The 17151-nt window shown below is 52.7% G+C and carries 16 protein-coding genes; 12 read left to right on the top strand and 4 right to left on the bottom strand.

From position 1 onward, the window contains the following. Nucleotides 1-109: 109 nt before the first annotated feature. Nucleotides 110-1546, top strand: a complete 1437-nt coding sequence (mdtQ, locus tag ACJHWT_RS01885) for a multidrug resistance outer membrane protein MdtQ (protein WP_021539246.1) — start codon at nt 110-112, stop codon at nt 1544-1546. A gap of 52 nt (nt 1547-1598) precedes the next feature. Further along, a complete protein-coding gene (locus ACJHWT_RS01880; RefSeq protein ID WP_021539245.1) occupies nt 1599-2360 on the top strand; it encodes an SDR family oxidoreductase in 762 nt (253 codons plus the stop codon). A gap of 129 nt (nt 2361-2489) precedes the next feature. Here ACJHWT_RS01880 and ACJHWT_RS01875 read toward each other — a convergent pair whose 3' ends face one another. Continuing rightward, nucleotides 2490-3068 (bottom strand): DedA family protein, encoded by a 579-nt coding sequence (locus tag ACJHWT_RS01875; RefSeq protein ID WP_000365433.1) that lies wholly within the window; start codon nt 3066-3068, stop codon nt 2490-2492. Between the two features lie 169 nt (nt 3069-3237). On the opposite strand from ACJHWT_RS01875, the gene ACJHWT_RS01870 reads away from it, so the two are divergent. Both ACJHWT_RS01870 and pbpG read left to right on the top strand, forming a co-directional pair. Continuing rightward, entirely contained in the window at nt 3238-3825 is a 588-nt protein-coding gene (locus ACJHWT_RS01870) for a Yip1 family protein (RefSeq protein ID WP_001295454.1), read from the top strand. 173 nt (nt 3826-3998) lie between these two features. Continuing rightward, a complete protein-coding gene (gene pbpG, locus ACJHWT_RS01865; RefSeq protein ID WP_001319943.1) occupies nt 3999-4931 on the top strand; it encodes a D-alanyl-D-alanine endopeptidase in 933 nt (310 codons plus the stop codon). A gap of 38 nt (nt 4932-4969) precedes the next feature. Here pbpG and dld read toward each other — a convergent pair whose 3' ends face one another. Next, the gene (dld, locus tag ACJHWT_RS01860) at nt 4970-6685 is read right to left on the bottom strand and encodes a D-lactate dehydrogenase (RefSeq protein ID WP_025492012.1); all 1716 of its coding nucleotides are present in this window, start codon (nt 6683-6685) and stop codon (nt 4970-4972) included. Between the two features lie 195 nt (nt 6686-6880). Between dld and bglX the strand changes: the two genes are divergently transcribed. From bglX to yehW, 5 genes are all read left to right on the top strand, one after another. Then, nucleotides 6881-9178 carry a beta-glucosidase BglX gene (gene bglX, locus ACJHWT_RS01855; RefSeq protein ID WP_000871488.1) on the top strand — a complete coding sequence of 766 codons (2298 nt, stop codon included), beginning with the start codon at nt 6881-6883 and terminating at the stop codon, nt 9176-9178. Nucleotides 9179-9367: 189 nt separating this feature from the next. Further along, on the top strand, nt 9368-10285 hold the full coding sequence (gene osmF, locus ACJHWT_RS01850; protein ID WP_021539243.1) for a glycine betaine ABC transporter substrate-binding protein OsmF: 918 nt from the start codon (nt 9368-9370) through the stop codon (nt 10283-10285). A gap of 6 nt (nt 10286-10291) precedes the next feature. Then, nucleotides 10292-11449: a glycine betaine ABC transporter permease YehY gene (yehY, locus tag ACJHWT_RS01845; RefSeq protein ID WP_021539242.1), complete on the top strand. Its 1158-nt coding sequence runs from the start codon at nt 10292-10294 to the stop codon at nt 11447-11449. Continuing rightward, nucleotides 11442-12368, top strand: a complete 927-nt coding sequence (yehX, locus tag ACJHWT_RS01840; RefSeq protein ID WP_021539241.1) for a glycine betaine ABC transporter ATP binding protein YehX — start codon at nt 11442-11444, stop codon at nt 12366-12368. Before yehY ends, yehX begins: the two co-directional genes overlap by 8 nt. A gap of 4 nt (nt 12369-12372) precedes the next feature. Next, on the top strand, nt 12373-13104 hold the full coding sequence (gene yehW / locus ACJHWT_RS01835) for a glycine betaine ABC transporter permease YehW (protein ID WP_000783127.1): 732 nt from the start codon (nt 12373-12375) through the stop codon (nt 13102-13104). On the opposite strand, the gene ACJHWT_RS01830 is transcribed toward yehW, so the two are convergent. Both ACJHWT_RS01830 and mlrA read right to left on the bottom strand, forming a co-directional pair. Then, nucleotides 13085-13192, bottom strand: a complete 108-nt coding sequence (locus tag ACJHWT_RS01830; RefSeq protein ID WP_001216963.1) for a protein YohO — start codon at nt 13190-13192, stop codon at nt 13085-13087. The genes yehW and ACJHWT_RS01830 overlap by 20 nt on opposite strands. Nucleotides 13193-13251: 59 nt before the next feature. Next, entirely contained in the window at nt 13252-13983 is a 732-nt protein-coding gene (gene mlrA / locus ACJHWT_RS01825; protein WP_001240405.1) for an HTH-type transcriptional regulator MlrA, read from the bottom strand. Nucleotides 13984-14204: 221 nt separating this feature from the next. On the opposite strand from mlrA, the gene btsS reads away from it, so the two are divergent. From btsS to ACJHWT_RS01810, 3 genes are read left to right on the top strand one after another with little or no spacing between them, the layout of a single operon-like run. After that, nucleotides 14205-15890 (top strand): two-component regulatory system sensor histidine kinase BtsS, encoded by a 1686-nt coding sequence (btsS, locus tag ACJHWT_RS01820; RefSeq protein WP_001309587.1) that lies wholly within the window; start codon nt 14205-14207, stop codon nt 15888-15890. After that, a complete protein-coding gene (gene btsR, locus ACJHWT_RS01815) occupies nt 15887-16606 on the top strand; it encodes a two-component system response regulator BtsR (protein WP_000598641.1) in 720 nt (239 codons plus the stop codon). Before btsS ends, btsR begins: the two co-directional genes overlap by 4 nt. A 46-nt stretch (nt 16607-16652) precedes the next feature. Continuing rightward, nucleotides 16653-17123, top strand: a complete 471-nt coding sequence (locus ACJHWT_RS01810; RefSeq protein WP_001295430.1) for a DUF1456 family protein — start codon at nt 16653-16655, stop codon at nt 17121-17123. The last annotated feature ends 28 nt before the right edge of the window (nt 17124-17151 follow it).

Genomic DNA, 17151 nt, shown 5'->3' with positions numbered 1-17151 from the left:
TTCTGGATATGTCGTTTTATTGCTACTGATGTATTGCCACGCGAAACTAAAAAATATATCGCAACACACGGTAATCTCCGCGCACCTTTTCTTACCTGATTATTCCCCCATGAATCGTGATTCTTTTTATCCAGCCATCGCCTGTTTTCTGCTGTTACTGATGCTGGCCGGGTGTGCGCCTATGCATGAAACCCGCCAGGCGTTAAGCCAGCAAACGCCCGCTTCACAAGTTGACACCGCATTACCCACGGCGCTGAAAAATGGTTGGCCAGACAGCCAATGGTGGCTGGAGTATCACGATAATCAACTCACTTCCTTAATTAATAACGCACTACAGAACGCACCGGATATGCAGGTGGCTGAACAGCGCATTCAGCTGGCTGAAGCCCAGGCGAAGGCAGTTGCCACTCAGGATGGTCCGCAGATCGACTTTTCTGCGGATATGGAGCGGCAAAAAATGTCGGCAGAAGGGTTAATGGGGCCGTTTGCTCTGAACGATCCTGCCGCAGGTACGACCGGTCCGTGGTACACCAACGGTACTTTTGGCTTAACGGCGGGCTGGCATCTCGATATCTGGGGAAAGAATCGGGCGGAGGTAACTGCTCGCCTGGGTACGGTTAAAGCACGAGCGGCGGAACGCGAGCAAACCCGCCAATTGCTGGCTGGCAGCGTAGCCCGCCTGTACTGGGAGTGGCAAACCCAGGCGGCGTTAAACACGGTCTTGCAGCAAATCGAAAAAGAGCAGAACACCATTATCGCCACCGATCGCCAGCTATATCAGAACGGGATTACTTCTTCAGTTGAAGGTGTGGAAACCGATATTAATGCCAGCAAAACCCGGCAGCAGCTCAACGATGTCGCGGGGAAAATGAAAATTATTGAGGCACGGTTAAGTGCACTTACAAATCACCAGACAAAGGCATTGAAGCTTAATCCGGTCGCGTTGCCGAAAGTGGCAAGCCAGCTTCCTGATGAACTGGGGTACTCCTTACTGGCCCGGCGGGCAGATTTGCAGGCGGCGCACTGGTACGTTGAGTCATCGTTAAGCACTATTGATGCGGCAAAAGCGGCATTTTATCCTGACATCAACCTGATGGCCTTCCTGCAACAGGATGCGTTGCACTTAAGCGATCTGTTCCGTCATTCCGCGCAGCAAATGGGCGTTACGGCAGGCCTGACGCTACCCATTTTCGATAGTGGTCGTCTTAACGCCAACCTCGATATCGCAAAAGCCGAAAGCAACTTGTCTATCGCCAGCTACAACAAAGCGGTGGTTGACGCGGTGAATGACGTGGCGCGGGCAGCCAGTCAGGTTCAGACACTGGCGGAGAAAAACCAGCATCAGGCGCAAATTGAGCGCGATGCCTTGCGTGTAGTAGGTCTTGCACAGGCGCGCTTTAACGCGGGCATCATTGCCGGTTCCCGCGTCAGCGAAGCCAGAATCCCGGCGCTTCGCGAGCGGGCCAATGGCCTGTTATTGCAAGGGCAGTGGCTGGATGCCTCCATTCAACTCACTGGTGCGTTGGGCGGGGGTTACAAACGCTGATGATATGCGCCTTCTATACTTAACGTTTATTCAGCGTTAAGTGGAGAACTCGATGGCACAGGTTGCGATTATTACCGCCTCCGATTCGGGGATCGGCAAAGAGTGCGCGTTATTACTGGCGCAGCAGGGGTTTGATATTGGCATTACCTGGCACTCTGATGAAGAAGGGGCAAAAGATACTGCGCGTGAGGTGGTTAGCCACGGCGCACGTGCGGAGATCGTGCAGCTGGATCTCGGTAAACTGCCAGAAGGTGCGCAGGCGCTGGAGAAACTCATTCAACGACTGGGGCGCATCGATGTGCTGGTGAATAATGCGGGTGCAATGACCAAAGCGCCGTTTCTTGATATGGCTTTTGATGAGTGGCGCAAGATTTTTACCGTTGATGTCGACGGTGCATTCTTATGCTCGCAAATTGCGGCTCGTCAGATGGTGAAACAAGGGCAGGGCGGTCGCATCATCAACATTACGTCGGTGCATGAACATACGCCGTTGCCGGATGCCAGCGCCTACACAGCCGCTAAACATGCGCTCGGCGGGTTAACCAAAGCGATGGCGCTGGAGCTGGTCAGGCATAAGATTTTGGTGAATGCGGTTGCACCTGGGGCGATCGCCACGCCAATGAACGGCATGGATGACGGGGACGTGAAGCCCGACGCGGAGCCTTCGATTCCCTTGCGACGTTTTGGCACAACGCATGAGATTGCCAGCCTGGTGGTATGGCTTTGTTCGGAGGGCGCAAATTACACCACCGGGCAGTCGTTGATAGTGGATGGCGGCTTTATGTTGGCGAATCCGCAGTTCAACCCAGAATAGCGCAGTGAGGTGCGTGGTTATTTCAATGGGTAATATTTGGGTAGGCATGATAAGACGCACAAGCGTCGCATCAGGCATGGTGCACCGGATGTCGGATGCGGTGCGAACGCCTTATCCTAGGCAATAGTTTTACGCCTGATTATCCGGCTTTTTCTTCCCGCGTCGTTTCAGCCACCAGCGCACGCCTACCACCAGAACCACGACCAGAATCAACCAGACCCAGTGCTTCAAATGCTGGTCGAGATTGTGCAACCACGGCGCAATCACCTGACCACCAGCATAACCGATAGTGGTAAAAATCAACGCCCAGGCAAATGCGCCGAGAATATTCAGCGGCAGAAAGATTTTCGGCGGCAGCTGGCTGGCACCAATCAGCGTCGGGCCAATCACCCTAAAGCCATACATAAAACGCGTACCAATGACAAACAGATACGGATGGCGTTGGATAAGTTTCTGCGCCCGCTCAATTTTATCCTGATGTTTCGAGAAACGGCGTAACAGCTTGCCGCCAAACCGCCGCCCGCACAGATAAAGCACCTGGTCGCCAATCATGCCGCCAAGCGCCACAGAAAGTACCACCAGCGGAAACTTTAATAGCCCCTGATGTGCCGCAACGCCTCCCAGCAAAGTCACGGTTTCACCTTCCGCCAGGCTACCGATCACCAGCGCGGCATAACCATATTGTGAGATGAGTGTATTGAGATCCATAGGACAGTCTGTCTCCCTTTGCTTGCCTGTAAGCATACACCCTGTGAATCATTCACGCTGAAAAAGGACGTACATCAGACGGTGCAAATTACATGAGTGAACAAAAAATAATCACAAGCTGACTTATACTTGAACTGTCAGGTTCATGAACTCACAACAAGGGGGCGGTATGAGCCATGTCTGGGGTCTGTTTTCCCATCCCGATCGTGAAATGCAGGTGATTAATCGTGAAAACGAAACGATTTCTCACCATTACACCCACCACGTTTTGCTGATGGCGGCGATTCCGGTGATTTGCGCCTTCATTGGCACTACACAGATTGGCTGGAATTTTGGCGATGGCACTATCCTGAAGTTATCCTGGTTTACCGGACTGGCGCTGGCTGTCTTGTTTTACGGCGTTATGCTCGCTGGGGTCGCGGTGATGGGGCGGGTCATCTGGTGGATGGCGCGCAATTACCCGCAGCGTCCGTCACTTGCGCACTGCATGGTCTTCGCGGGCTACGTTGCAACTCCGCTGTTTTTAAGCGGTCTGGTGGCGCTTTACCCGCTGGTCTGGTTGTGTGCGCTGGTCGGCACGGTGGCGCTGTTTTACACCGGCTACCTGCTGTATCTCGGTATTCCGAGCTTCCTGAATATCAACAAAGAGGAAGGCCTTAGCTTCTCCAGTTCGACACTGGCGATAGGCGTGCTGGTGCTGGAAGTGCTGCTCGCCCTTACCGTTATACTATGGGGCTACGGTTATCGTTTGTTCTAGAAAGTTCTTTTGCGCTGCATTGCTGGCGTAAATGTCAGCAATGCAGCATTTCCTCACGATTCTTCTTTGACGATCGCACTTTTTGCTCGTTATGATGGCGTCGCTAGCCTCAGTAAATCCTTACTCCGGCGGTGCGCAACCCGTGCGCGTGAACCACTATCTGAATGCTCATCATGCCGAAATTTCGAGTTTCTTTATTTAGCCTGGCCCTGATGCTGGCTGTGCCTTTTGCACCGCAGGCCGTTGCGAAAACGGCAGCCGCTACCACCGCGTCACAACCGGAAATTGCCTCCGGTAGCGCGATGATTGTTGATCTGAATACCAACAAAGTGATCTATTCGAACCACCCGGATTTGGTGCGTCCGATTGCGTCTATCAGCAAATTAATGACCGCGATGGTTGTGCTGGATGCACGACTGCCGCTGGATGAAAAACTAAAAGTGGATATCAGCCAGACGCCGGAGATGAAAGGGGTCTATTCGCGCGTACGACTGAACAGCGAAATCAGCCGTAAAGATATGCTGTTGCTGGCGCTGATGTCTTCAGAAAACCGCGCGGCGGCAAGCCTTGCGCACCATTATCCCGGTGGTTACAAAGCCTTTATTAAGGCGATGAATGCGAAAGCGAAATCGCTCGGAATGAACAACACGCGCTTTGTTGAACCAACCGGATTGTCGGTGCATAACGTTTCAACCGCCCGTGACTTAACCAAACTACTTATTGCCAGCAAACAATATCCGTTGATCGGGCAGTTAAGTACTACCCGGGAAGATATGGCAACCTTCTCTAACCCGACGTATACGCTGCCGTTCCGCAATACTAACCATCTGGTGTATCGTGATAACTGGAATATTCAGTTAACCAAAACCGGTTTTACCAATGCGGCGGGCCATTGTCTGGTGATGCGCACGGTTATCAATAATAAACCGGTGGCGCTGGTAGTGATGGACGCGTTTGGCAAATATACCCATTTTGCCGATGCCAGCCGCCTGCGTACCTGGATTGAAACCGGTAAAGTGATGCCTGTTCCGGCAGCAGCGTTGAGCTATAAAAAACAAAAAGCCGCCCAAATGGCGGCGGCGGGGCAGACGGCACAGAACGATTAAATGAATGACGGATGGCGATACTCTGCCATCCGTTATTATTACTCCACTTCCTGCCAGTTTTTCCGCTTACTGGTTTTACCGATCCCCGGATTCATACTGTTGGTCGGATCGTTCTCGCGATAAAACTTCTGCAACGTCTCCGGTGCTTTATACAAATGACCGACGTTATGTTCGGCAGGGTATTGCGCGCCACGCTGCTGAAGCAGTTCCAGCATCTGTTCTTTCAACACATGCACATCCACGCCTTTTTTCACGATGTAATCCTGATGGAAGACATAGCACATAAAATGGCCATAATAGAGCTTGTGCACCAGCTGGCTGTCGATCTCCGGCGGTAAATGCTCATACCATTCGGTGTCGTTACGCCGCAGAGCGATATCCAGCGCCAGAATGTCTTCGACTTCATCGGAATGCACAGCCTGATAACGAATTGCTGCGCCCGCAGCGGCGAAACGGTGTAAAAACGCTTTGCTGCCTTCCTCCGGCGTACAGACAAAGAAATCGCCCTCGGCCTGTTTGAAATAATCTACCAGCCACGATTTGGCTTCACCGACGCCATCGCCCGCCATTTTTAACAGCAGATGATGCTCGTATTTATCGCGCCAGTTTTTCATGCGCGGCGGTAAATGGCTGGGGAACAGGTGACCGAATTTTTGCATTGCACGGTCGGTAAAATGCGGACGGAAGAATTTCACTTTCTCCAGCATCGCATCGGTGCGTCCCTTGAGATTAAAGAAGAACGGCATCTTGTCGGTGCCTAACTTATCAATCATCAGGAAGGTGTCTTTGCCGTATTTTTCCGCAATATCGTAGATATCCCGGTGCATATATTCCCCGGCAACCGGCAGATTTTCGAAATTAGCCAGAATATGACGGCGGATTTCGGTCAGCACTTCCGGCTGGTTGGTGCCGATATAAAACACCTGCTGATTTTTTTCCGCTTCGAAGGTATCAAGACGTACTGCAAAGACGGCCAGCTTCCCTGCGCAACCAGAAGATTCAAATAACCGATCCGGATCAGCGTTATAACGTGCGGGCGTGTCGGCTTCAATATCACGAACGCGGTGGACATAGTCATAATCGTGGGCGTGACGACCATCGTGGCGCACATCGTCATCTTTGATGCGATCGTCATCCAGCTTGCTAAGGATCTGCTCCGGCGTTTCGCCCAGATCAATCCCCAGATGGTTCACCAGCGTCAGTTTGCCATCTTCATTTATACGCGCGAATAATGACATTTCGGTATACGCCGGGCCACGTTGCACCAGCGAGCCGCCCGAGTTGTTACAAATACCGCCGATGACCGATGCGCCTATACACGATGATCCAATCACTGAGTGCGGTTCGCGTCCCAGCGGTTTGAGGGCTTTTTCCAGTGAATAGAGCGTGGTGCCCGGATAGGCCAGCACTTGTTCGCCCTTGCCGAGAATGTGCAGCTTGTCGAGACGCAGGGTGCTGATGATCACGATATCGCGATCATAATCGTTACCGTTTGGCGTCGATCCTTCGGTCAGGCCTGTATTGGCAGCCTGCATCAGAATAATTTTGTCAGCGGTGACGCAGGCTTTCAGCACCCGCCACAATTCCAGTAGTGAGCCAGGGAAAACGACAGCCAGCGCGTCGCCCTGACCAGAACGGAAGCCCTTGCGATAGCGGGCCGTTTTGGCGGGATCGGTGAGCAGGTGTGAATGACCGACCAGACGGGCAAGTTCATTCAAAAAGGCTTTATTATCAGTTGTTGTCATGGAAGACATTTTCCACTCCTTGTGGTGGCGAAAAAATATCACAAACTAGAATAGCGCCTTGTATGACAATTCAGCGAGTGAATATTTTGAAAATTCAGACAATAAACTGAGCATTCTTTTTCTCTCTCCATCATGCTTATGGCAAACTACGGTTTTTGCACCATTTTCGCTGCCACGTCGGGCAACAAAGGAAGAAAAATCCATATGAAATGGCTATGTTCAGTAGGAATCGCGGTGAGTCTGGCCCTGCAGCCAGCACTGGCGGATGATTTATTCGGCAACCATCCATTAACGCCCGAAGCGCGGGATGCGTTCGTCACCGAACTGCTTAAGAAAATGACAGTTGACGAGAAAATTGGTCAGCTGCGCTTAATCAGCGTCGGCCCGGATAACCCGAAAGAGGCGATCCGCGAGATGATCAAAGACGGTCAGGTTGGGGCGATTTTCAACACTGTAACCCGTCAGGATATCCGCGCCATGCAGGATCAGGTGATGGAATTAAGCCGCCTGAAAATTCCTCTTTTCTTTGCTTACGACGTGCTGCACGGTCAGCGCACGGTGTTCCCGATTAGTCTCGGTCTGGCTTCGTCTTTTAACCTCGATGCGGTGAAAACAGTCGGGCGTGTCTCTGCTTATGAAGCGGCAGATGATGGCCTGAATATGACCTGGGCACCGATGGTCGATGTCTCGCGCGATCCGCGCTGGGGACGTGCTTCCGAAGGTTTTGGCGAAGATACGTATCTCACCTCAATAATGGGCAAAACCATGGTGGAAGCGATGCAGGGTAAAAGCCCGGCAGATCGCTACTCGGTGATGACCAGCGTCAAACACTTTGCCGCATACGGCGCGGTAGAAGGCGGTAAAGAGTACAACACCGTCGATATGAGTCCGCAGCGCCTGTTTAACGACTATATGCCGCCGTACAAAGCGGGGCTGGATGCAGGCAGCGGTGCGGTGATGGTGGCGCTGAACTCGCTGAACGGCACGCCAGCCACCTCCGACTCCTGGCTGCTGAAAGATGTTCTGCGCGACCAGTGGGGCTTTAAAGGCATCACCGTTTCCGATCACGGCGCAATCAAAGAGCTGATTAAACATGGCACGGCGGCAGACCCAGAGGATGCGGTACGCGTGGCGCTGAAGTCCGGAATCAACATGAGCATGAGCGACGAGTATTACTCGAAGTATCTGCCTGGGTTGATCAAATCCGGCAAAGTGACGATGGAAGAGCTGGACGATGCTGCCCGCCATGTACTGAACGTTAAATATGATATGGGATTGTTTAACGACCCATACAGCCATTTGGGGCCGAAAGAGTCTGACCCGGTGGATACCAATGCCGAAAGCCGCCTGCACCGTAAAGAAGCGCGTGAAGTGGCGCGCGAAAGCCTGGTGTTGCTGAAAAACCGTCTCGAAACGCTGCCGCTGAAAAAATCTGCAACCATTGCGGTGGTTGGCCCGCTGGCAGACAGCAAGCGTGACGTGATGGGAAGCTGGTCGGCGGCAGGTGTCGCCGATCAATCTGTTACTGTGCTAACAGGGATTAAAAACGCCGTCGGTGAAAACGGTAAAGTGCTGTATGCCAAAGGGGCGAACGTTACCAGTGACAAAGGCATTATCGATTTCCTGAATCAGTATGAAGAGGCGGTCAAAGTTGATCCGCGTTCGCCGCAAGAGATGATTGATGAAGCAGTGCAAACCGCGAAACAATCTGATGTGGTGGTGGCTGTGGTCGGTGAAGCACAGGGGATGGCGCACGAGGCCTCCAGCCGTACCGATATTACTATTCCGCAAAGCCAACGTGACTTGATTGCGGCGCTGAAAGCCACCGGTAAACCGCTGGTGCTGGTGCTGATGAACGGGCGTCCGCTGGCGCTGGTGAAAGAAGATCAGCAGGCTGATGCGATTCTGGAAACCTGGTTTGCGGGTACGGAAGGGGGGAATGCGATTGCCGATGTATTGTTTGGCGATTACAACCCGTCCGGTAAGCTACCGATGTCCTTCCCGCGTTCTGTCGGGCAGATCCCGGTGTACTACAGCCATCTGAATACCGGGCGTCCGTATAATGCCGACAAGCCGAACAAATACACTTCGCGTTATTTTGATGAAGCTAACGGGGCGCTTTATCCGTTCGGCTATGGTCTGAGCTACACCACTTTCACCGTCTCTGATGTGAAACTTTCTGCGCCGACCATGAAGCGTGACGGCAAAGTGACGGCCAGCGTGCAGGTGACGAACACCGGTAAACGCGAAGGGGCCACGGTAGTACAGATGTACTTGCAGGATGTGACGGCTTCCATGAGTCGCCCGGTGAAGCAGCTGAAAGGCTTTGAGAAAATCACCCTGAAACCGGGCGAAACTCAGACCGTCAGCTTCCCAATCGATATTGAGGCGCTGAAGTTCTGGAATCAACAGATGAAATATGACGCCGAGCCTGGCAAGTTCAATGTCTTCATCGGCACTGATTCCGCACGCGTTAAGAAAGGCGAGTTTGAGTTGCTGTAATTTTCGATGTTTGTAGGCCGGATAAGGCGTTTACGCCGCATCCGGCAAGAAACGCCGGGCAAAATATGCCTTTTAAGTATTTATCTGATTCTGCAACTGAATCCGTCCGCTCAGGCTAACTCCGCCATTATCAACTATGCTTTTCTCTTAATTCGCTGAAAACAACAGTAAAAGAATGAGGAAAGCATCATGCCACTCTCAAAGGTCTGGGCAGGTTCACTGGTTTTGTTGGCAGCCGTGAGCCTGCCGCTACAGGCGGCTTCCCCCGTTAAGGTTGGTTCAAAAATCGATACGGAAGGCGCGCTGCTCGGCAATATCATTTTGCAGGTGCTGGAAAGTCACGGCGTTCCTACGGTAAATAAAGTGCAGCTGGGAACGACTCCCGTAGTGCGCGGGGCGATCACTTCTGGCGAGCTGGATATCTATCCGGAATATACTGGCAATGGCGCGTTTTTCTTTAAAGATGAAAACGATACGGCATGGAAAAACGCGCAGCAAGGCTATGAGAAAGTCAAAAAACTCGATGCAGAGCAAAACAAGTTAATCTGGCTGACGCCCGCGCCTGCAAATAACACCTGGACCATCGCCGTGCGTCAGGATGTGGCAGAGAAAAACAAACTCACTTCGCTTGCCGACCTGAGTCGTTATCTGAAAGAGGGCGGCACCTTTAAACTGGCAGCCTCGGCAGAGTTTATCGAACGCGCCGATGCCTTACCCGCGTTTGAAAAAGCCTATGGCTTTAAGCTCAGTCAGGATCAGTTGCTGTCACTGGCCGGTGGTGACACGGCGGTGACGATCAAAGCCGCTGCCCAGCAAACCTCTGGCGTTAATGCGGCGATGGCTTACGGCACTGACGGCCCGGTCGCGGCGCTGGGGCTGCAAACTTTAAGCGATCCGCAAGGCGTGCAACCTATCTACGCGCCTGCACCAGTGGTTCGTGAATCGGTGTTGAAGGAGTATCCGCAAATGGCACAGTGGCTACAGCCAGTCTTCGCCAGCCTCGATGAAAAAACATTGCAGCAACTGAATGCCAGCATTGCTGTGGAAGGACTGGATGCCAAAAAAGTGGCTGCCGACTACCTGAAACAAAAAGGGTGGACGAAGTAATTTCCCGTGACTTATTTCCGTATTAATCCTGTTCTGGCGCTGCTGCTGTTGCTGACGGCAATCGCAGCGGCGCTGCCGTTTATCAGTTACGCGCCTAATCGTTTAGTTTCGGGTGAGGGGCGTCATCTCTGGCAGCTGTGGCCGCAAACGATCTGGATGCTGGTGGGCGTTGGTTGCGCCTGGATGACAGCCTGTTTTATTCCCGCTAAAAAAGGCAGCATTTTTGCACTCATTCTGGCGCAATTCGTCTTCGTATTGCTGGTGTGGGGAGCAGGAAAGGCGGCGACACAACTGGCACAAAATGGCAGTGCGCTGGCGCGTACCAGCCTCGGCAGTGGTTTCTGGCTGGCTGCGGCGCTGGCATTGCTGGCCTGTAGCGATGCCATCCGCCGAATCTCCACGCATCCGCTGTGGCGCTGGTTGTTGCATATGCAGATTGCCATCATTCCGCTGTGGTTGCTGTATTCCGGCGCGCTTAACGATCTCTCACTAATGAAAGAATACGCCAACCGTCAGGATGTGTTTGACGACGCGCTGGCACAACATCTGACGTTGCTGTTTGGTGCGGTGCTGCCTGCGTTAGTGATTGGTGTGCCGTTGGGCATCTGGTGCTACTTTTCCACCGCGCGGCAGGGGGCGATTTTTTCTCTGCTCAATGTCATTCAGACCGTGCCTTCGGTGGCGCTCTTTGGCCTGCTGATTGCGCCGCTTGCCGCACTGGTTACGGCCTTTCCGTGGCTGGGTAAGCTCGGCATAGCAGGAACCGGAATGACACCCGCACTGATTGCGCTGGTGCTCTATGCCTTGCTGCCGCTGGTGCGCGGTGTGGTAGTCGGTTTGAACCAGATCCCGCGCGATGTGCTGGAGAGCGCCAGAGCGATGGGCATGAGCGGGGCGCAGCGATTCCTGCATGTTCAGTTACCGCTGGCGTTACCGGTATTTCTGCGTAGCCTGCGGGTGGTGATGGTGCAAACCGTCGGCATGGCGGTGATTGCGGCGTTAATCGGTGCAGGCGGTTTTGGTGCGCTGGTTTTCCAGGGGCTGCTAAGCAGTGCCATTGATTTAGTGTTGCTGGGGGTGATCCTGGTAATTGTTCTGGCGGTGCTGATCGATGCGCTGTTCGATTTGCTTATCGCACTGCTGAAGGTGAAACGTAATGATTGAATTTAGCCATGTCAGCAAACTGTTCGGCGCACAAAAAGCCGTTAACGATCTCAATCTCAATTTTCAGGAGGGGAGTTTTTCGGTGCTGATTGGTACATCAGGCTCCGGTAAATCCACCACTCTGAAAATGATTAACCGCCTGGTGGAGCATGACAGTGGCGTGATCCGCTTTGCCGGAGAAGAAATTCGCTCGCTGCCAGTGCTGGAGTTGCGCCGCCGGATGGGCTATGCCATTCAATCTATTGGCCTGTTTCCCCACTGGAGCGTGGCGCAAAACATCGCTACCGTGCCGCAATTACAAAAATGGTCACGGGCGCGGATCGACGATCGTATCGACGAATTAATGGCGCTACTGGGGCTGGAGCCAAATTTGCGTGAGCGTTATCCACATCAGCTTTCCGGTGGTCAGCAGCAACGTGTGGGAGTGGCGCGCGCACTGGCTGCCGATCCGCAAGTCTTACTGATGGATGAACCTTTTGGCGCACTGGACCCGGTAACGCGCGGCGCGTTGCAACAAGAGATGACGCGCATTCACCGTTTGCTGGGGCGCACTATTGTGCTGGTCACTCATGATATTGATGAGGCGCTACGGCTGGCAGAACATCTGGTATTGATGGGTCACGGTGAAGTGGTGCAGCAGGGCAATCCGCTGACGATGCTGACTCGTCCGGCGAATGATTTTGTCCGCCAGTTTTTTGGGCATAGTGAACTGGGTGTCCGCCTGCTTTCGTTACGTAGTGTGGCGGATTACGTGCGTCGCGAAGAACGGGCAGAAGGTGAGGCACTGGCAGAAGAGATGACGCTACGCGATGCGCTCTCCCTGTTTGTCGCGCGGGGATGCGAGGTGCTGCCGGTGGTGAACACGCAGGGCCAGCCTTGCGGCACGCTGCATTTTCAGGATCTGCTGGTGGAGGCGTAAGCGTATGAAGATGTTGCGCGATCCGCTGTTCTGGCTCATTGCTCTGTTTGTGGCGCTGATTTTCTGGCTGCCTTACAGCCAGCCGCTGTTTGCTGCCTTGTTCCCACAACTGCCACGACCCGTTTATCAGCAAGAAAGTTTTGCAGCTCTGGCACTGGCTCATTTCTGGCTGGTGGGAATTTCGAGTTTGTTTGCGGTGATCATTGGTACTGGTGCCGGAATTGCTGTCACTCGCCCTTGGGGCGCGGAATTTCGTCCACTGGTGGAAACTATTGCCGCCGTTGGACAGACTTTTCCGCCCGTTGCAGTGCTGGCGATTGCCGTTCCGGTGATCGGCTTTGGTCAGCAACCGGCGATTATCGCCTTGATCCTTTACGGTGTGCTGCCCGTCCTGCAGGCGACACTTGCCGGGCTGGGATCGATTGATGCCAGCGTGACCGAAGTTGCCAAAGGCATGGGAATGAGCTGTAGTCAGCGACTGCGTAAGGTCGAGCTACCGCTGGCAGCTCCGGTGATTCTGGCGGGTGTACGAACTTCGGTGATTATCAACATTGGCACGGCGACGATCGCCTCAACGGTAGGGGCCAACACGCTGGGTACGCCCATCATCATCGGACTTAGCGGATTTAATACCGCGTATGTGATCCAGGGAGCGTTACTGGTGGCACTGGCGGCGATCATCGCAGACCGCCTGTTTGAAAGGCTGGTGCAGGCGTTCAGCCAGCACGCAAAATAAAGGTATAACCTGCGAGCATGACGCCACCAATTCCGCCTAACGCCATAAACAGGAACAGGGCGATGACCCCAATTTTAGCTATGCGCATAATGCACTCCTTATGTTAACGAAAGGATTGTACAGTAAAGCGCATTTGTTAACGAATCATTAAATGCCGAGTGGGAAAATATCATGGCCTTGTTCCTGCCAACTGGTGAGTTGCTGCTGTTGGGCGGAGGTTCGATTATCACCGCACCATACCAGCAATGTACGGCCTTCGAACAGTTCAGGGCGTAGTTGATTGAGCGAGTGGGCGAGGACATCAATGCGCCATCCTTGTTGACTGGCAATCCAGCCCTCCAGCCACAGACGAGTGGTATCTTGAATATTCCAGCCAACCACCAGTGCATCTTTACCCTGTTTTTTGCGCGCCGAAGCCAGGCAAATAGAGATGTAGTTGATCAGTACGCCGTCGAGGATCGCCAGCAGCGCCTGGAGAGTCGGTTGTTGGCACTGAAGCCGTCGGCGCAGAGGAATAAACAGATGTGTGGTGAGTGTCTGGGCGGGGTAATCCTGACCGCGCTCTTTGATCCACGTTCGCAGGCTATGCAGATTGCCGCTTTGCAGGTAAGTCAGTAATGTTTCTTGCTGATCGCGCCAGCCGTTCTGCACATCAACATTTTCATTACTGAGCAGCATTTTTACTTTGCTGACCTGCACGCCGTTGTCGATCCAGCGTTTGATCTCGCGGATCCGGTCAATATCGGCATCGTTGAACAGCCGATGACCGCCGTCTGTCCGTTGTGGTTTCAGCAATCCGTAACGCCTCTGCCACGCGCGTAACGTGACAGGGTTAATATCACAAAGCAACGCCACTTCACCAATTGTGTAAAGCGCCATCGTCTCACCCTTGCTCGCGAGGTCCCGGTTTAACTTTAGACGCAGTTTTGCGAACCAGGTAGTTTTGCCCGTTTTTTGTGCATCTATAGGGTGATTTTATTTTTGCCAGGCGATTTTGAGTGATCGTACTCACGAATTCTCATTTTTCTGCAAGAGTTCAAAGAAAGTTAAACGCAAGCAATGTATGTTACGCGTTTTAAAGGGAAGTGTGGTTTGCGGGTATGTACGATTTTAATCTGGTGTTGCTGCTGCTTCAGCAGATGTGCGTTTTTTTAGTCATTGCGTGGTTAATGAGTAAAACGCCATTATTCATACCGTTAATGCAGGTCACGGTTCGTCTGCCGCATAAATTTCTCTGCTACATCGTCTTTTCCATCTTCTGCATCATGGGCACCTGGTTTGGGTTGCACATTGACGATTCTATTGCCAATACCCGTGCGATAGGTGCGGTAATGGGCGGCTTACTCGGCGGTCCGGTCGTCGGTGGGCTGGTTGGTCTGACCGGCGGGTTACATCGATATTCGATGGGGGGCATGACCGCGCTAAGTTGCATGATCTCGACCATCGTTGAAGGATTGCTCGGCGGCCTGGTACACAGCATCCTGATCCGTCGCGGGCGCACTGATAAAGTCTTTAACCCCATTACCGCCGGTGCCGTCACGTTCGTCGCTGAAATGGTGCAAATGTTGATTATCCTGGCGATCGCCCGACCTTATGAAGATGCGGTGCGTCTGGTGAGTAATATTGCTGCGCCAATGATGGTCACCAATACCGTCGGCGCGGCGTTGTTTATGCGTATATTGCTCGATAAACGCGCGATGTTTGAAAAATACACTTCGGCTTTTTCTGCCACTGCGCTGAAAGTGGCGGCCTCGACGGAAGGCATTTTGCGCCAGGGGTTTAACGAAGTGAACAGCATGAAAGTGGCACAGGTGCTGTATCAGGAGCTGGATATTGGTGCAGTCGCGATTACCGATCGAGAGAAATTGCTGGCCTTTACCGGAATTGGTGACGACCACCATTTACCCGGCAAACCGATTTCTTCGACTTATACCTTAAAAGCGATTGAAACCGGTGAAGTGGTCTACGCTGATGGCAACGAAGTACCTTATCGTTGCTCTTTGCATCCGCAATGCAAACTGGGGTCGACGCTGGTAATTCCGTTGCGTGGCGAAAATCAGCGGGTGATGGGCACCATCAAATTGTATGAAGCCAAAAACCGTTTATTCAGTTCAATCAACCGCACGCTGGGCGAGGGGATTGCGCAACTGCTTTCGGCGCAGATCCTCGCCGGGCAATATGAGCGGCAAAAAGCGATGCTCACCCAGTCAGAGATCAAACTGCTTCACGCCCAGGTGAACCCCCATTTTTTGTTTAATGCGCTTAACACCATTAAAGCGGTGATCCGCCGCGACAGCGAACAGGCCAGCCAGCTGGTCCAGTATCTTTCCACTTTTTTCCGCAAAAACTTAAAGCGGCCTTCGGAGTTTGTTACTCTCGCAGACGAAATTGAACATGTGAACGCTTATCTGCAAATTGAAAAGGCGCGCTTCCAGTCGCGGTTGCAGGTCAACATTGCTATTCCGCAAGAATTATCCCAGCAGCAATTGCCCGCGTTTACCCTGCAACCGATAGTGGAAAACGCCATTAAACATGGGACATCACAACTGCTGGATACAGGGCGAGTGGCAATCAGCGCCCGACGTGAGGGGCAACATTTGATGCTGGAGATCGAAGACAATGCCGGTTTGTATCAACCGGTAACCAATGCCAGTGGGCTGGGGATGAATCTGGTGGATAAGCGTTTACGTGAACGGTTTGGCGATGACTATGGGATAAGCGTCGCCTGTGAGCCTGATTGTTACACCCGAATAACGTTACGACTACCATGGAGGGACGAGGCATGATTAAAGTCTTAATTGTCGATGATGAACCGCTTGCACGGGAGAACCTGCGCGTATTTTTGCAGGAGCAGAGCGATATTGAAATCGTTGGAGAGTGTTCTAACGCCGTAGAAGGGATCGGCGCGGTGCATAAACTGCGCCCGGATGTGCTGTTTCTCGATATCCAGATGCCGCGCATCAGTGGTCTGGAAATGGTGGGGATGCTCGACCCCGAACATCGACCGTATATCGTTTTTCTCACCGCGTTTGACGAATACGCTATTAAAGCCTTTGAAGAACATGCCTTTGACTATCTGCTGAAGCCAATTGATGAAGCGCGACTGGAGAAAACGCTGGCGCGTTTGCGTCAGGAACGCAGTAAGCAGGATGTTTCGCTGTTACCGGAAAATCAACAGGCGCTGAAATTTATCCCTTGTACGGGGCATAGTCGGATTTATTTACTGCAAATGAAAGATGTGGCATTTGTCAGCAGTCGGATGAGCGGTGTCTACGTTACCAGCCACGAAGGGAAAGAGGGCTTTACCGAATTGACATTACGTACCCTGGAAAGTCGTACACCACTACTGCGCTGCCATCGTCAGTATCTGGTTAACCTCGCGCATTTACAGGAGATTCGTCTGGAAGATAACGGCCAGGCCGAGTTGATTTTGCGTAATGGCTTAACCGTGCCGGTCAGCCGCCGTTATCTGAAAAGCTTAAAAGAGGCGATTGGCCTGTAAAAGACTGCTAAAATGGCTTTTTGCCTCATCAACACCTGAAGGCCTCATGCTAAGTAACGATATTCTGCGCAGCGTGCGCTACATTTTGAAAGCCAATAATAATGACCTGGTGCGTATTCTGGCGCTGGGTAATGTCGAAGCCACCGCGGAACAGATCGCCGTCTGGCTACGTAAAGAAGACGAAGAGGGTTTTCAGCGTTGTCCGGACATTGTTTTGTCGTCATTCCTCAATGGCCTGATTTATGAAAAACGCGGCAAGGATGAGTCTGCTCCGGCACTGGAGCCGGAACGTCGCATTAATAACAACATCGTGCTGAAAAAATTACGCATCGCGTTTTCGCTGAAAACCGATGACATTCTGGCGATCCTCACCGAACAGCAGTTCCGCGTTTCGATGCCGGAAATTACAGCGATGATGCGCGCACCGGATCATAAAAACTTCCGCGAATGCGGCGATCAATTTTTACGTTATTTTCTGCGTGGACTGGCAGCGCGCCAGCATGTGAAGAAAAGCTAAGACGGGTATGGCGGCCATGCAAAAACAT

This window comes from Escherichia sp. WS338, assembly GCF_046486405.1.
GTDB lineage: Bacteria > Pseudomonadota > Gammaproteobacteria > Enterobacterales > Enterobacteriaceae > Escherichia > Escherichia coli.
This window is presented reverse-complemented; position numbering and strand designations above follow the sequence as displayed.

What these genes read in the sequence shown, in the direction of transcription:
- mdtQ (WP_021539246.1), top strand. Translation starts at nt 110, where the DNA reads ATGAATCGTGATTCTTTTTATCCAGCCATCGCCTGTTTTCTGCTGTTA.
- ACJHWT_RS01880 (WP_021539245.1), top strand. Translation starts at nt 1,599, where the DNA reads ATGGCACAGGTTGCGATTATTACCGCCTCCGATTCGGGGATCGGCAAA.
- ACJHWT_RS01875 (WP_000365433.1), bottom strand. Translation starts at nt 3,068, where the DNA reads ATGGATCTCAATACACTCATCTCACAATATGGTTATGCCGCGCTGGTG.
- ACJHWT_RS01870 (WP_001295454.1), top strand. Translation starts at nt 3,238, where the DNA reads ATGAGCCATGTCTGGGGTCTGTTTTCCCATCCCGATCGTGAAATGCAG.
- pbpG (WP_001319943.1), top strand. Translation starts at nt 3,999, where the DNA reads ATGCCGAAATTTCGAGTTTCTTTATTTAGCCTGGCCCTGATGCTGGCT.
- dld (WP_025492012.1), bottom strand. Translation starts at nt 6,685, where the DNA reads ATGTCTTCCATGACAACAACTGATAATAAAGCCTTTTTGAATGAACTT.
- bglX (WP_000871488.1), top strand. Translation starts at nt 6,881, where the DNA reads ATGAAATGGCTATGTTCAGTAGGAATCGCGGTGAGTCTGGCCCTGCAG.
- osmF (WP_021539243.1), top strand. Translation starts at nt 9,368, where the DNA reads ATGCCACTCTCAAAGGTCTGGGCAGGTTCACTGGTTTTGTTGGCAGCC.
- yehX (WP_021539241.1), top strand. Translation starts at nt 11,442, where the DNA reads ATGATTGAATTTAGCCATGTCAGCAAACTGTTCGGCGCACAAAAAGCC.
- yehW (WP_000783127.1), top strand. Translation starts at nt 12,373, where the DNA reads ATGAAGATGTTGCGCGATCCGCTGTTCTGGCTCATTGCTCTGTTTGTG.
- ACJHWT_RS01830 (WP_001216963.1), bottom strand. Translation starts at nt 13,192, where the DNA reads ATGCGCATAGCTAAAATTGGGGTCATCGCCCTGTTCCTGTTTATGGCG.
- mlrA (WP_001240405.1), bottom strand. Translation starts at nt 13,983, where the DNA reads ATGGCGCTTTACACAATTGGTGAAGTGGCGTTGCTTTGTGATATTAAC.
- btsS (WP_001309587.1), top strand. Translation starts at nt 14,205, where the DNA reads ATGTACGATTTTAATCTGGTGTTGCTGCTGCTTCAGCAGATGTGCGTT.
- btsR (WP_000598641.1), top strand. Translation starts at nt 15,887, where the DNA reads ATGATTAAAGTCTTAATTGTCGATGATGAACCGCTTGCACGGGAGAAC.
- ACJHWT_RS01810 (WP_001295430.1), top strand. Translation starts at nt 16,653, where the DNA reads ATGCTAAGTAACGATATTCTGCGCAGCGTGCGCTACATTTTGAAAGCC.